Source organism: Mycolicibacterium tokaiense (genome assembly GCF_010725885.1).
In the GTDB taxonomy this organism is placed as follows: domain Bacteria; phylum Actinomycetota; class Actinomycetes; order Mycobacteriales; family Mycobacteriaceae; genus Mycobacterium; species Mycobacterium tokaiense.
This window is the reverse complement of the sequence record NZ_AP022600.1, coordinates 2,426,229-2,439,819: the sequence shown is the minus strand read 5'-3', so window position 1 is coordinate 2,439,819 and position 13,591 is coordinate 2,426,229. Positions and strand designations below refer to the sequence as shown.

Here is a 13,591-nt window from a genome sequence, read left to right as displayed (position 1 = left end):
CCCATAGGCTGGGCTGCATGGCATCTGTCTTCACCAAGATCATCAACCGGGAGTTGCCGGGGCGCTTCGTCTACGAGGACGACGAGTTCGTCGCGTTCCTCACGATCGCCCCGGTGACCCAGGGCCACGTGCTGGTGGTGCCGCGCGCGGAGATCGACCAGTGGCAGGACGTCGATCCCGCGGTGTGGGGGCGTATCACGGCGCTGACACAGCGGATCGGCCAGGCAGTGATCAAGGCCTTCGACGCTCCCCGCGCGGGCCTGCTGATTGCGGGCCTCGAGGTGCCGCACCTGCATCTGCACGTCTTCCCGGCCTACACCCTGGATGACGTCAACATCTCCAACGCCGATCCCAACCCGTCCGCGGAATCGCTGGACGAGGCGCAGGCCAAGATCGTCGCCGCGCTGGCGGAGCTCAGCTGACGGTGGCGTGAGCGTCTTCGGCGACGTCGGCGCCCACGTCGTTGAAGCGCGGGAGCCGGACCTCGAACCGGCATCCCTGTCCGGGTGCGGTGGTCACCTTCACCGTGCCGCCGTGCGCGTACACCAGTGAGTCGACGATCGACAGGCCCAGCCCGGTTCCCCCGCTCGCGCGGTCGCGTGAGGAGTCGGTGCGATAGAACCGCTCGAATACCCGCTGGGCGTCGTCCTCGCTGATACCCGGGCCCTCGTCGGCCACTTCGAGGATGGCGCTGTCACCCTCGGTGCCCACCCGCACGGTGATGCCGGCGGTCTCCGGGGTGTGCTGGATGGCGTTGGCCACCAGGTTGCCCAGCACCTGACGCAGCCGGGGTTCGTCGCCGATCACCTCGGGGGTGCCCGGGCCGTCGAAGACCTCCATCGCGACCCGGCGCCGCGGAGCCACCGACTGTGCGTCGTGCACGGCGTCGGTGGCGAGCGCCAGCAGATCCACCCGGTGCTGATCCAGCGGGCGCTGCGCGTCCAGGCGGGCCAGCAGCAGCAGGTCTTCCACCAGCAGCCCCATCCGGCTGGATTCGCTTTCGATGCGGGACATCAGCATCTCGACGTCCCGGGCGGCGCCCTGGCGGTAGAGCTCGGCGAACCCGCGGATGGTGGTCAGCGGGGTGCGTAATTCGTGGCTGGCGTCGGTGATGAAGCGGCGCATGCGTTCTTCGGAGCGGCGAGCGTTTTCCGCGGAGTCCTCCGACGCGGCCACCGCTCCCTGGATCTGGGCCAGCATGCCGTTGAGCGCCAACGACAGCCGGCCCACCTCGGTGCGCGGGTCCCGTTGCGGCACACGACGATCGAGCTCGCCGGCGGCGATGGCGGCGGCAGTCTCCTCGACCTCGGCCAACGGTCGCAGGCTGCGGCGCACCACGGCGAAGCTGACCACGCCCAACACCAGCAGCACGGCCACCCCGATACCCAACTGGGTGTAGACCAGGGAGCGCATGGTCGACTGCACATCGGAGAGGTCGATGGCGACGGTGGTCAGCTCACCGTGGGAGCCGCGGACCGAGACCGCCCGCCACTGCACGTGCGACCCGTCCAGGGAACCGACGGTGGTCGGGATGGGTCCGACGTCGTTGTGATTGGGCAGGGCGGGTTCGGCGTCGCGGTCGTTGACCGCCATCCAGACCCGGCCGTCGCTGCTGATGCCCCGGACGTAGAAGCTCGACGGGGGACGTTGCGGGTTGGGACCCTCGTACGGCGGCGCCGACATGGGCCGTGGTTCCTGCGCCCAGCTCTGCGACGCGTCCACCAGGGTCTGGTCGACGCGGCTCATCATGCTGTGGCTCATGATCGTGGTGACGGCGATGCCCGAGGCCAGCAGCCCCAATGCCACCAGCACCAGGGTCGCCGCCACCAGCGCCACCCGCAGTGGCACTCCTCGGCGTAAGTACTGGGCCATGAAAACAGTGTCCGCGACTACCGCGGCTCTCTGAGGACATATCCGACACCGCGCAGGGTGTGCAGCAGTCGCTTGTCACCGGTGTCGATTTTGCGACGCAGGTAGGACACGTAAGACTCCACGACATTGACGTCGCCGCCGAAGTCGTAGCGCCACACGTGGTCGAGGATCTTCGGTTTGGACAGCACGGTGCCTGCATTGATGACGAAGTAGCGCAGCAGGGTGAATTCGGTGGGCGACAGCGAGACAGGCTCGCCGGCCTTCCAGACCTCGTGGGTGTCCTCGTCGAGTTCGATGTCGGCGAAGACCAGCCGGGAGTTCTTCGGCTCCTCGGTGGTCTTGCCGGTACGGCGCAGGATCACGCGCAACCGGGCCACCACCTCTTCGAGACTGAAGGGCTTGGTGACGTAGTCGTCGGCGCCCAGGGTCAGACCGGCGATCTTGTCCTGGAGGCTGTCGCGGGCGGTCAGGAACAACGCAGGGGCGTCGATGCCGTCGGCTCGCAGCCTTCGCAGCACTCCGAATCCGTCCATGCCGGGCATCATCACGTCGAGGATGACCGCGTCCGGTTTGACCTCACGGGCCCGGTCGAGTGCCGCCGGGCCACTGACCGCGGTGTACACCTCGAAACCCTGGAATTTCAGGCTCACGGACAGTAGCTCGACGATGTTGGTCTCGTCATCGACGACCAGCACCCTGGCCTCGGGTTTGGTGACTGCTGATGCTGGCGCTCCCATGAGCATCCAATCTCCTACCAGTTCCTTGTGCAGCACCAGGTAGTCAGCTGTGCACTTCCTGTGAGTCCGCTTCTTCACGATACCGCCGGTAACGGTGGTCCGCGGACCTAAACTGGCCGGATGAACCTTCTGGCACTGGCGACGGCGCCGGTCCGCATCGGACTCGCTGCCGCCGAAGCCGGCCTCGGGGTGGCCGGCGGTGCTCTCGACGTGGCCAAACGCGCACTCGGCGACGACGGCACCCCCATCGCCGGGGTGACCAACATCTTCGCCATCAACGACACCGTGGCCCGGGCCAACCGCATCGCGGCGATGATGGACGACAACGCGCCGCTGGGCCGGGCCCTGGCGCCGGACGGTCCGATCGACCGGCTGCTGCGCCCGGGTGGGCTGGTCGACCGCCTGACCGCCCCCGGCGGTGTCCTGGACCGGGTGACCGCCGAAGACGGCCTGCTGGACAAGCTGACGGCCGAAGGCGGCGGTCTGGAACGGGCGCTGGCCCCTGGCGGGCTGGTTGATCAGCTGCTGTCCGAGGACGGGCTGATCGAACGCGTGCTGGCCGAGGACGGGTTGGCCGACCGGCTGCTGGCCGAAGGCGGTCTGGTCGAGAAGCTGACCGCTCGCAACGGCCCCCTGGAGCAGTTGGCGGACGTGGCAGACACGCTGAACCGGCTGGCCCCGGGCCTGGAGGCACTGGCGCCCACCATCGAGACCCTGCGGGAAGCCGTCATCACCTTGAGCTCGGTGGTCAACCCGCTGTCCAACATCGCCGACCGCATACCGCTGCCTCGGCGTTTCGACCGCAGGCCGCCGTCGCGACCGGTGTCATCGCAGCGGGTGATCGAGCACGACGAGTGACCGACTAAGCTGTGGCCCGTTCCACCCGCCTCCTTAGCTCAGTGGTAGAGCACCGCTCTTGTAAAGCGAAGGTCGTCAGTTCAATCCTGACAGGGGGCTCCAACCAGATTCTCGACGCACCCTCACCGGAATAAAGGTGACATGTCACGCATTGACTCGGTGTAGCCCCGCGAACAGCTCGGGGACCACAGCGAGGAGAAGCGACATGGCACTTTTGGCAGGCAAGACGGCATTGGTCACCGGCGGCACCTCGGGCATCGGCTTGGCCGCGGCGACCCGGCTGGCCGAGGAGGGCGCGCACGTCTTCCTGACCGGCCGCAGCCAGGCCGGTGTCGACAAGGCCGCCGCCGAGGTGGGCAACGGCGCCGTCGGTGTCCGCAGCGACATCACCAGCCTGGACGACCTGCACCGGCTCGCCGACGAGATCCGCGGCCACGGTGCAGGTCTGGACATCATCTTCGCCAACGCCGGCGGCGGTGAGTTCGCCACGCTGGAGGAGGAGACCCCCGAGCACCTGACCGACACCCTGACCCGCAACGTCGGTGGCACCACCTTCACCGTGCAGACCATGCTTCCCCTGCTCAACCGCGGCGCCTCGGTGATCCTGGCCGGTTCCACCGCCGCCACCCGCGGCACCCCCGCGTTCGGCGCCTACGCCGCGTCCAAGGCCGCCATCCGCTCGCTCGGACGCACCTGGGCCGCCGAACTGGTCGACCGCGGCATCCGCGTCAACACCGTCATCCCCGGACCCATCGAGACGCCCGGACTCACCGGCCTGATGCCCGCGGGCCAGGAGCAGCAGATCCTGGACGGGGAAGCGGCGAAGGTGCCGATGGGCCGGGTGGGCCAACCGGCGGAACTGGCCAATGCGGTGCTGTTCCTGGCCTCGGACCAGAGCAGCTTCATGACCGGCGCCGAACTGGTGGTCGACGGCGGCGCCAATCAGGTCTGACGCGGGTAATCCGGTCGCGGGAGTGTGCCGGCGCGCAACAGGCTCTCGTACACCGCGGCCAGCGTGGCGCCGAGCGCTCTCTCCTGGTCTGGCTCCAGGTCCTCGAAGAACGCCTGCCGCACCCACTCGGCGTGTAGGGGCGCTGCCTCACGCAGCAGGTTCCAGCCCGCCGCGCTGAGCTCGACATCGGTGCTGCGGCGGTCGGTCGCCGACGGGATGCGCTGGACCAGACCGCGGCGTTCCATCCGCACCAGGTGATGGGACAGCCGACTGCGTTCCCACCCGATCACGGTCGCCAGCGCCGTCAACTGGGTCCGGCCCTGCGGGGCCTGCGAAATGGCGTTCATCACCGTGTAATCCCCCAGCGACACCCCGGAATCCGTCTGCAGCTGACGGTTCATCTCGTATTCCAGCCGGTGGTACACCTGCATGTACTGCAACCACGTCCACTGTTGCGACGGCGTCAGGGGATAGTCGCCCACCGGCTCATCTAAGCAAGCACCGCCTCGCGGTGACCACTCGTCCACATCCGTGCCGCCACTGCGGCGGCGACACCGGCCAGCACCGCCAGGGCGGCCGCGGCCACCGGTTGACCGACGAGTGCTCCCAGCCAGCCGGCCAGCGGGTAGGTGACGAAGAAGCACGCGTGCGACAGCGAGAACTGGGCGGCGAACACTGCCGCGCGCTCGGCGTCACCGCAGTGGTAACGCATCAGGCGCGCCGACGGGGTGTTGATCAACGACGCACCCATGCCGAGCGCCGCCCAGACCACCGGGAAGACCACCCGGCCGAACCCGGCGGCGGGGTGTGCCCACAAAGCGATCGCGGCGACCGCCAGTGCGCCGGTGATCACCACCGACCCGGCCAGCATCACCCGCCGGTCGGACATCGACACCAGCAGCCGGGGCAGGGCGAGGGCCACGATCATCGAACCGCCGCCGTAGCAGGCCAGCAGCAGGGCCACGGCCGGGGTCGATCCGTCGAGCAACCGGTGTACATAGACCACCGTGTTGACCACCACCAGCGCGGTGGCGGCGGCCACCGCCATGTTCAGGCCCATCAGGGCCCGCAGCGCCGGTTGGCCTGCCATCACCCGGACCCCCGCGGTGACCCGGCGTCGAAAGCACTCAGTCACAACAGGATTCACCACCGGAACGGCAGTCCCGAACACCAGGGCCGCCGACGTGGCGAAACCCGCAACCGTACCCAGGAACAAGTGGCTGTAGGTCAGTACGGACAGCAGCGCGGCCGCGAGCACCGGGCTCACCAGCGTTTCGAGGTCGTAGGCCAGCCGCGACAGCGACAGCCCACGGGTGTAGTCCTGCTCGCGCACCAGCACGCTCGGGATGACGGCTTGGAAGGCAGGTGTGAATGTGGCCGATGCCGCCTGCAGAACGAAGATCAGCACATAGATCTGCCATACCTGGTCGACGAACGGCAGCAGTAACGCGAACACCGCCCGCACCACGTCGGCGCCGACCATCAACACCCGCCGGCGCACCCGGTGCAAGGTCGCCGAAACCAGCGGCGCCACAACCACATACGCGACCATCTTGATGGCCAGCGCCGTACCCAGCACCGCACCCGCGGCGTCGCCGGCCAGGTCGTAGGCCAGCAGCCCGAGCGCCACGGTGAGCAGGCCCGTACCCAGCAGCGCGACCACCTGGGCGGCGAACAGGCGCCGGAACGTCCGGTTGGCCAGCACGCCCGTCTCGTGCACACACTCCTTAGTATCTGCGTGCATACGTAGATACTAAGGCAAGGCGGCCCCTGGGCAAGCCGCAGGCAGAAACTCAGGCGGAGGAGTCGCGGGCGCCGAGGCGCAGGTGCTCGATGTGATACACCGCTTCGTCGAGCAGTGCGGCGACGTGGTTGTCATAGAGCCGGTAGACGATGTTGCGGCCCGCCCGCTCACCGGCCACCAGGCCCAGCGCCCGGAGCAATCGCAGCTGATGCGAAACCTGCGGTTGCTCCATCCCGACCGCGGCCGAGAGTTCGGTGACCGTGCACGGCGACTGCCGCAGTCGGGTGAGGATCAGCAGCCGGTTGGGTGAGGCCAACGCCTGCAGCGTCTCGGCGACCTTGGCCGCCGCAGCGGCATCCAGCGAGGCGGCGGGCGTGCCCGCTGAGCTCTCCAGGCCGTGACCCATGCGCCCATTCAAACACAGCGGCTTGACACCCGAACAGACATATACAACTGTATATGTCTCAACCTATATCTCTGTACTCACCATCGCCGGAAGGGCGTCCTCGCACCATGGGCTTGGTAACCACCGAAACCGCATCGCCACAGCCACTTTCCCGCGTCACCCGGTGGGGTGCCGCCCTGTGGGCGGTTCCCTCGGCGCGGTGGGCCGGCGCAGCTCTGGCGCTGTTCGCCGTCGGACTGCTCCTGCAACTCTCTGGGGCACCCGCACCGCTGTGGTGGGCGGCTTACCTGGCGTGTTATGCGGTGGGCGGCTGGGAGTCGGCGTGGTCGGGCGTGCTGGCCCTGCGTGAGCGGACCCTCGACGTGGATCTGCTGATGATCGTCGCGGCGGCGGCCGCGGCGGCCATTGGACAGGTCACCGACGGTGCGCTGCTGATCGTCATCTTCGCCACCTCGGGTGCACTGGAGGATCTGGCCACCTCGCGGACCGCGGACTCGGTGCGCGCGCTTCTGGATCTGGCTCCCGACACGGCGGTGCTGGCCGATGGTCGGGTGGTGGCGGCGACCAACCTCACGGTCGGCGACACGGTGCGGGTGCGCCCCGGTGAGCGCATCGCCGCCGACGGCGTGGTGACCTCCGGACACTCCGACGTCGACCAGGCTTCGATCACCGGCGAGCCGCTACCGGTACCGAAGACCTTGGGTGACACCGTATTCGCCGGAACCCTGAACGGGACGGGGACACTCACCGTCGGCGTCACCCAGGACCCGTCGCAGACGGTCGTGGCCCGTATCGTCGCTCTGGTCGGCGAAGCCGCCGCCACCAAGGCGCAGACCCAGTTGTTCATCGAGAAGGTGGAACAGCGGTACTCGGTGGGCGTGGTGGTGGCCACCGTGGCGCTGCTGGCGACGCCTCTGGTGTTCGGCGCCGACCTGGAATCGACGTTGCTGCGGGCGATGACGTTCATGATCGTGGCGTCCCCCTGTGCGCTGGTGCTGGCCACCATGCCGCCGCTGCTGTCGGCCATCGCCAACGCCGGGCGCCACGGCGTCCTGGTCAAGTCGGCCGTCGCCATGGAGCGCCTGGCCGACGTGAACGCCGTCGCCCTGGACAAGACCGGCACCCTCACACGCGGTACGCCGCACCTGGTCTCCGTGCAGACGACCGGGTTCTCCGAGCACGATGTACTCCGTTGGGCCGCTGCCGCTGAGCAATACAGCGAACACCCGATCGGCCGGGCGGTGGTGTCCGCGGCCCGGGACCGGGGCTGTGAGATTCCGCCGGCACAGGATTTCGAGGCGCTGACCGGACGCGGGGTGCGCGCCAGGGTCGACGGCCACCTCATCGAGGTGCATGCGTCCGCGGACCACCACGGCAACGACGGCGCCACCGTCATCAGCCTGCTCCGTGACGGTGACCGGATCGCGGAGCTGAGCCTGTACGACGAGCTCCGCGACGACGCCGCCAGTACGGTCGCCACGCTCACTGGGCTCACCCGTGTCCCGCCGATGCTCATCACCGGCGACAACACCGGCGCAGCAACAGCATTGGCGCAGCACGCCGGAATTGCCGAGGTGCGCGCGGAACTGCTGCCGCACCAGAAAGCCGAAACCGTGCGCGCGCTGCACGACCACGGCCTGCGCATACTCGTGGTGGGCGACGGGATCAACGACGCGCCGGCCATGTCCGCCGCACACTCCTCGGTCGCGATGGGCCGGTCCGGCTCCGACCTGGCGCTCGAGACCGCCGACGCCGTGACGGTGCGCGACGAGCTCATCGTGATCCCCACCATCGTCACCCTGGCCCGCCGGGCGCGCCGCGTGGTGATGGCCAACCTGGTGATCGCCGCGACGGTGATCGCCGTGCTGGTCACCTGGGATCTGGTGGGTCACCTGCCACTGCCGCTGGGCGTGGCCGGGCACGAGGGATCCACGATCCTGGTGGCGCTCAACGGTTTACGGCTGCTGACCGACCGGGCGTGGCGGCAGGCCGGTCAGGTCTCGTCGGCGATCCCGTGCCGGTCCTGATGCTGTCCCGGCGCATCGGGGTCGTCGTCCTGATGCTCGAGAAGCTGCTGCATCTCTCGTTGCTCGTCAGTCGCCTCGGTGGCGTCCTCGGGCTTGGCGGGCGGGTCGTTACGCGCGGTCATGTCCCCTGGGGTGCCCAGAGTCGGCCGTAATCCCACCTGCAGACCGCCGCAGCGCCGAGCGCGGCGGGCGGGCCCGCATGTGGTCACGCGTGCGGGTCATGAGATCGCCGAGGGTGCGGACGTCGCGGGCCGACATGGGCTCGAACAGCAGGTCACGGACCACCTGGACATGTCCGGGCAGTACCGCAGCCAGCCGCGCGCGACCGGCTTCGGTGATGTCCACGAGGGTGGCCCGCTGATCGTCGGGGCTGGGCGCGCGGGTGATCAGGCCGGCGTCTTCGAGCAGCCGCGCCTGATGGGTCAGGCCGCTGCGGCTGTAGACCACCCGGTCGGCCAGATCGGTCATGGTCAGCGCCGCCTCCGCGTCGGCCACCGTGGCCAGGATCTCGAATTGCACGTAGCTGAGCCCACCGTCGGCCTGCAGCTGCTGCGCGACGGCGTACTGCAGCAGGCTCACCGCCTCGGTGAGCGCGAAGTACGCGCGCATCTGTTCGGGCCGCAGCGCTGAAGGCATCGTCAGATCTTAAACGCTTCGAAGTCGAAGCAGTGCGACAGGGATCACAGGCCGAGCCGGAATTACTTCGAAGTCGAAGCATGTTCCGGAGTGGGTAAGTGCTTCGACATCGAAGCAACCAGCCAAGGGAGATGATCATGAAGGCAATGCGGTTCAACCGTTACGGCGACAGCGACGTGCTCGAGTACACGGACGTGGCACAACCGGTTCCAGGCCCGGGGCAGGTGCTCCTGCAGGTCGCGGCGACCTCGTTCAACCCGGTGGACGCCGGTATCCGCGGTGGGTATCTGCAGCAGGTCTTCGTCCTCGACCTACCGCACACCCCGGGCATCGACGTCGCCGGCACGGTCGCGGAGATCGGGGAGGGAGTCACCGGGTGGAAGCGCGGCGACGCCGTGGTGGCGCTCCTGCCGATGGACGCCGACGGTGCGGCAGCCGAGTACGCCCTGGCTCCGGCGCAGACCCTGACCGCCGCGCCACACGCGGTAGCGATGACCGATGGCGCGGCGCTGCCCACGGTGGGCCTGACCGCATGGCAGGCGCTCTTCGAGCTGGCGCAGCTGCGCGCAGGCCAGACCGTGTTCATCAACGGGGCGGGCGGGGCGGTCGGCGGCTTTGCGGTGCAGCTCGCCCACGCCGCGGGTGCTGTGGTCACCGCGACTGCCAACCCTCGATCCGCCGCCCGCCTGCGGGCGCGCGGGGCAGATCACACGGTCGCCTACCTGGACTACACGGCAACGCCGTCGGTCCTCGCCGGACAGTCCTTCGACGTGGTGCTGAACCTGCTCGGTACCGACCCCGCGCAGACCGACGCGCTGATGGGCGTCGTCGCCGACGGCGGCTACTACATCGGCACCATGACCACGGGAACTCCGGATCCGGCGCGCGGGGTGCGCGCCCAGCGGGTGTTCGTCCGCAGCGACGCCACGCAGCTCGCCGATCTGGTCCGCCGGGTCGACGCGGGTGCATTGCACATCGACATCGCCGAACGCCGGCCGCTGAGCGATGCCGCCGCCGTGCACCGGGCCTCGGACGACGGCCACCTGCCCGGCAAGACGCTGCTGGTCCCCTCGCTGCTGGCCCCCTAGGTCACCGGGACATCGAGGATGGGGCGGTTCTCCGCGGCCCCCGGCCCGTCGAAGTGCCACCACTCCCCCGGGTAGACCGTGAACCCGCCGGCCTCCATGGCGTCGCGCAATCGGGCCCGGTTGGCCTGTGCGACCGCACTGACCCCCTCGGTCGCATACGCCAGCGCCCGGGGGGTGAAGTCGTCGAAGTCGGTACCCATGTCAGCGCCGGCGATGGTCACGTCCACCGACCGTCCCGCCGTGTGACTGCGCGCGTAGGGCATCGGTCGGGCCACCCAGGCCGGATCGGGGGTGTGCTCGAACATCGTCACCTGTACCGGGTGCGGGCGGTAACAGTCCCAGAACGCGAGCACGTCTCCGCGTTCGCGCAGGATCGCGGCCGCGATCGCCAGCCCCGGGGCCAGGGACTCGTGCACCAGGCACCGCGCCCCGGCGGGATAGAGCGGGATACCGACGAAGTTGTCCGCGGTGGTGTACCGCAGATCGACCACGGCGTCGGGTACCACGGCCCGCACGTCGACCAGTCCGGCGGCCGCGGCCGCGTCGGAGACCGGCGGGACGGGCGATGCCCAGGCCTGGTGACTGGTCGCCGCCAGGCAACACACCGCAACCAGCAGCGCAGTCCGTCCACACCTCATGACCGTCGACCCTAGATCAGACCACCCCGCGCAGCGCGGCGTCGCCGAAGATCGGCCCCAGCAGGCCGGACATGTCCGGACCCCGCCTCAGACCGTGCCCGCCGTCGACGTTGATCACCTGGCCGGTGATGTATTCGCCGGCATCAGAGAGCAGGAACAGCGCCAGGTTGGCGATGTCGGCCACCTCCCCCACCCGCGGCAGCGGCGTGCACGCGGCATAGTCGGCGCTGACCTCTGCCGACGCCATGATCGGCTCCACCATGTCGGTGCGCGTCAGTCCCGGGCGGATGCCGTTCACCCGGACCCAGGACGGGCCGAGCTCGTCGGCGGCGAGCTGCAACAGCGCGTCGAGGGCCGATTTGGCCGGGCCGTAGGCGCCGAACCAACGGTGGGTGTTGCTGGCGGCGATCGACGAGATGCCGACGAACGAGCCTCCACCGCCGCGCACCATCTCCCGTGCGGCGTGCTTGAGCACGTACATCGTGCCGTTGACGTTGAGGTCGACGGTGCTACGCCACAGCGCCGAGTCGATCTGGGTGATCGGGCCGATGGTGTGGCTGCCACCCGCGCTGTGGACGACGCCGTGCAGCCTGCCGCTCCAGGCGGTGGCGGCTTCGACGGCACGGGCCACCTCGTCCTCGTTGGTGACGTCGGCCGGTTCGTAGCGGATGGAGCCCGCGGCACCGGCGCCGGTGATCTCGTCGGTGGTCGCGGCCAGCCGGTCGGCATTACGACCGATGATCATCACGTTGGCGCCCGAATCCACCAGCGCGGCCGCCACACCCTTGCCGATGCCGCTGCCACCACCGGTGACCAGATACGTCCGATTCTCGACAGATAGCTGCACGCCGCTATCGAAGCACGGGCCGAATGCCGGTGTGAACAGAATCGAGAAACTGTCTACGTGGCGGGACATCGCTTATGGTTGAGGCATGGCTTCTAAACCAGATCCCACCGAGATCGACGACGTCGAACCCCTGCCCGACGACACTGCCAGCATGGCGCGCCGCGTCGTCGCCGCCTACGCCACCGACGCCGACGAGTGCCGGGTGTTTCTCTCGATGCTGGGAATCGGACCGGCGAAGCTCGGTGCCTAGATGACGGCTGGGGAGTCCCAGGCCACCGATCAGCCGGTGGGCGACTCCGACTTCGTCGTCGTCGCCAACCGACTGCCTGTCGACAAGGTCAAACTGCCCGACGGCTCCACCACCTGGAAGCGCAGCCCGGGCGGTCTGGTCACCGCACTCGAGCCCCTGCTGCGCAAGCGCAAGGGCGCGTGGATCGGGTGGCCGGGCATCATCGCCGAGGAGGACGACGAAGCCGGTTCGGTCGACGACGTCGACCACAGCGAGCCGATCGTCGACGACGACCTGTTGCTCTACCCCGTGCGGCTGTCCGCAGACGACGTCGCCGAGTACTACGAAGGCTTCTCCAACGCCACCCTGTGGCCCCTGTATCACGACGTGATCGTCAAGCCCACCTATCACCGCAAGTGGTGGGACCGCTACGTCGACGTCAACCGCCGCTTCGCCGAGGCCACCGCCCGCGTGGCCGCCCGCGGCGCGACGGTCTGGGTCCAGGACTACCAACTGCAGCTGGTCCCGAAGATGCTGCGCATGTTGCGGCCGGACCTGACCATCGGGTTCTTCCTGCACATCCCGTTCCCGCCGGTCGAGCTGTTCATGCAGATGCCGTGGCGCACCGAGATCACCGAGGGCCTTCTGGGCGCCGATCTGGTGGGCTTCCACCTCCCCGGCGGTGCGCAGAACTTCATGATCCTGTCGCGGCGCCTCATCGGCGCCAACACCTCCCGCGGAACGGTCGGGGTGCGCTCCCGCTTCGGCCAGGTCCAGGTGGGCTTCCGCAACGTCAAGGTCGGGGCCTTCCCCATCTCCATCGACTCCGACGAGCTCGATCAGAAGGCCCGCCACCGCGACATCCGCAAGCGGGCCCGCGAACTGCGTGCCGAACTCGGCAACCCGAAGAAGATCATGTTGGGGGTCGACCGGCTCGACTACACCAAGGGCATCGACGTCCGGCTCGAGGCGTTCACCGAACTGCTCGAAGAAGGCCGGGCCGACCGCGAGAACGTGGTGTTCATCCAGCTGGCCACCCCCAGCCGGGAACGGGTGGAGAGCTACCGGCTGCTGCGCGACGACATCGAACGGCAGGTCGGGCACATCAACGGCGAGTTCGGCGAAGTGGGCCACCCGGTGGTGCAGTACATCCACCGGCCCGTTCCCCGCGACGACCTGATCGCGTTCTTCGTCGCCGCCGACGTCATGCTCGTCACGCCGCTGCGCGACGGGATGAACCTGGTGGCCAAGGAGTACGTCGCCTGCCGCAGCGATCTGGGCGGAGCGCTGGTACTCAGCGAATTCACCGGCGCTGCAGCCGAATTACGTCAGGCCTACCTGGTGAACCCGCATGACCTCAACGGCGTCAAGGACGCCATCGAGACCGCACTGAGCCAGGACCCCGAGGACGGCAGACGCCGGATGCGCGCGCTGCGCCGTCAGGTGCTGGCCCACGACGTCGACCGCTGGGCGCGGGCGTTCCTGGACGCCCTGGCCGACAAGGGCGACGCCGACACCGCGGCGCTGGTGAACACCGAGCAGGGCGACAGGATGTGA

The 13,591-nt window shown here is 68.9% G+C and carries 15 protein-coding genes, 1 tRNA gene and 1 pseudogene; 8 read left to right on the top strand and 9 right to left on the bottom strand.

The features are described from left to right. Window positions 1-17 precede the first annotated feature (17 nt). A complete protein-coding gene (locus G6N58_RS11735) occupies window positions 18-422 on the top strand; it encodes an HIT family protein (protein WP_068914877.1) in 405 nt (134 codons plus the stop codon). On the opposite strand, the gene G6N58_RS11730 is transcribed toward G6N58_RS11735, so the two are convergent. Both G6N58_RS11730 and G6N58_RS11725 read right to left on the bottom strand, forming a co-directional pair. After that, window positions 415-1,872, bottom strand: a complete 1,458-nt coding sequence (locus G6N58_RS11730) for a sensor histidine kinase (protein WP_068914876.1) — start codon at window positions 1,870-1,872, stop codon at window positions 415-417. The genes G6N58_RS11735 and G6N58_RS11730 overlap by 8 nt on opposite strands. A 17-nt stretch (window positions 1,873-1,889) precedes the next feature. Beyond that, complete coding sequence (locus tag G6N58_RS11725; RefSeq protein ID WP_115281564.1) at window positions 1,890-2,609, bottom strand: response regulator transcription factor; 720 nt, start codon at window positions 2,607-2,609, stop codon at window positions 1,890-1,892. Between the two features lie 120 nt (window positions 2,610-2,729). Here G6N58_RS11725 and G6N58_RS11720 point away from each other — a divergent pair, with 120 nt between their 5' ends. From G6N58_RS11720 to G6N58_RS11710, 3 genes are all read left to right on the top strand, one after another. Continuing rightward, a complete protein-coding gene (locus tag G6N58_RS11720) occupies window positions 2,730-3,467 on the top strand; it encodes a hypothetical protein (RefSeq protein ID WP_115278586.1) in 738 nt (245 codons plus the stop codon). Window positions 3,468-3,494: 27 nt separating this feature from the next. Then, a tRNA-Thr gene (locus G6N58_RS11715) sits at window positions 3,495-3,569 on the top strand. 103 nt (window positions 3,570-3,672) lie between these two features. Beyond that, complete coding sequence (locus tag G6N58_RS11710; RefSeq protein ID WP_115278587.1) at window positions 3,673-4,419, top strand: SDR family oxidoreductase; 747 nt, start codon at window positions 3,673-3,675, stop codon at window positions 4,417-4,419. Here the strand turns inward: G6N58_RS11710 and G6N58_RS11705 are convergent. The 3 genes from G6N58_RS11705 to G6N58_RS11695 are packed head-to-tail and all read right to left on the bottom strand — an operon-like array spanning window position 4,410 to window position 6,569. Next, window positions 4,410-4,901, bottom strand: a complete 492-nt coding sequence (locus G6N58_RS11705) for a MarR family winged helix-turn-helix transcriptional regulator (RefSeq protein WP_232067826.1) — start codon at window positions 4,899-4,901, stop codon at window positions 4,410-4,412. The two genes, G6N58_RS11710 and G6N58_RS11705, sit on opposite strands and share 10 nt — an antisense overlap. Window positions 4,902-4,909: 8 nt before the next feature. Next, window positions 4,910-6,163: an MFS transporter gene (locus tag G6N58_RS11700; RefSeq protein WP_115278588.1), complete on the bottom strand. Its 1,254-nt coding sequence runs from the start codon at window positions 6,161-6,163 to the stop codon at window positions 4,910-4,912. 49 nt (window positions 6,164-6,212) lie between these two features. Then, the gene (locus G6N58_RS11695; RefSeq protein WP_068914871.1) at window positions 6,213-6,569 is read right to left on the bottom strand and encodes an ArsR/SmtB family transcription factor; all 357 of its coding nucleotides are present in this window, start codon (window positions 6,567-6,569) and stop codon (window positions 6,213-6,215) included. Window positions 6,570-6,676: 107 nt separating this feature from the next. Here G6N58_RS11695 and G6N58_RS11690 point away from each other — a divergent pair, with 107 nt between their 5' ends. Next, the gene (locus tag G6N58_RS11690; RefSeq protein ID WP_115278589.1) at window positions 6,677-8,596 is read left to right on the top strand and encodes a heavy metal translocating P-type ATPase; all 1,920 of its coding nucleotides are present in this window, start codon (window positions 6,677-6,679) and stop codon (window positions 8,594-8,596) included. Here the strand turns inward: G6N58_RS11690 and G6N58_RS30470 are convergent. Together G6N58_RS30470 and G6N58_RS11685 are read right to left on the bottom strand one after the other, a co-directional pair. Further along, the gene (locus tag G6N58_RS30470; protein ID WP_170314338.1) at window positions 8,563-8,718 is read right to left on the bottom strand and encodes a hypothetical protein; all 156 of its coding nucleotides are present in this window, start codon (window positions 8,716-8,718) and stop codon (window positions 8,563-8,565) included. The genes G6N58_RS11690 and G6N58_RS30470 overlap by 34 nt on opposite strands. Next, window positions 8,705-9,232 (bottom strand): MarR family winged helix-turn-helix transcriptional regulator, encoded by a 528-nt coding sequence (locus tag G6N58_RS11685; RefSeq protein WP_115278590.1) that lies wholly within the window; start codon window positions 9,230-9,232, stop codon window positions 8,705-8,707. The genes G6N58_RS30470 and G6N58_RS11685 overlap by 14 nt, the downstream gene beginning before the upstream one ends. A gap of 137 nt (window positions 9,233-9,369) precedes the next feature. Here G6N58_RS11685 and G6N58_RS11680 point away from each other — a divergent pair, with 137 nt between their 5' ends. Then, on the top strand, window positions 9,370-10,320 hold the full coding sequence (locus tag G6N58_RS11680; protein WP_163908107.1) for an NADP-dependent oxidoreductase: 951 nt from the start codon (window positions 9,370-9,372) through the stop codon (window positions 10,318-10,320). Here the strand turns inward: G6N58_RS11680 and G6N58_RS11675 are convergent. Together G6N58_RS11675 and G6N58_RS11670 are read right to left on the bottom strand one after the other, a co-directional pair. Beyond that, window positions 10,317-10,880 (bottom strand): annotated as a pseudogene (locus G6N58_RS11675) (M15 family metallopeptidase); the annotation flags it as partial. The gene G6N58_RS11680 and the pseudogene G6N58_RS11675 overlap by 4 nt on opposite strands. A 94-nt stretch (window positions 10,881-10,974) precedes the next feature. Next, a complete protein-coding gene (locus tag G6N58_RS11670; RefSeq protein WP_163908105.1) occupies window positions 10,975-11,805 on the bottom strand; it encodes an SDR family oxidoreductase in 831 nt (276 codons plus the stop codon). Between the two features lie 85 nt (window positions 11,806-11,890). On the opposite strand from G6N58_RS11670, the gene G6N58_RS11665 reads away from it, so the two are divergent. Together G6N58_RS11665 and G6N58_RS11660 are read left to right on the top strand one after the other, a co-directional pair. Next, window positions 11,891-12,055, top strand: a complete 165-nt coding sequence (locus G6N58_RS11665) for a hypothetical protein (RefSeq protein WP_115278592.1) — start codon at window positions 11,891-11,893, stop codon at window positions 12,053-12,055. Continuing rightward, the gene (locus G6N58_RS11660) at window positions 12,056-13,591 is read left to right on the top strand and encodes an alpha,alpha-trehalose-phosphate synthase (UDP-forming) (protein WP_115278593.1); all 1,536 of its coding nucleotides are present in this window, start codon (window positions 12,056-12,058) and stop codon (window positions 13,589-13,591) included. It begins immediately after the preceding gene.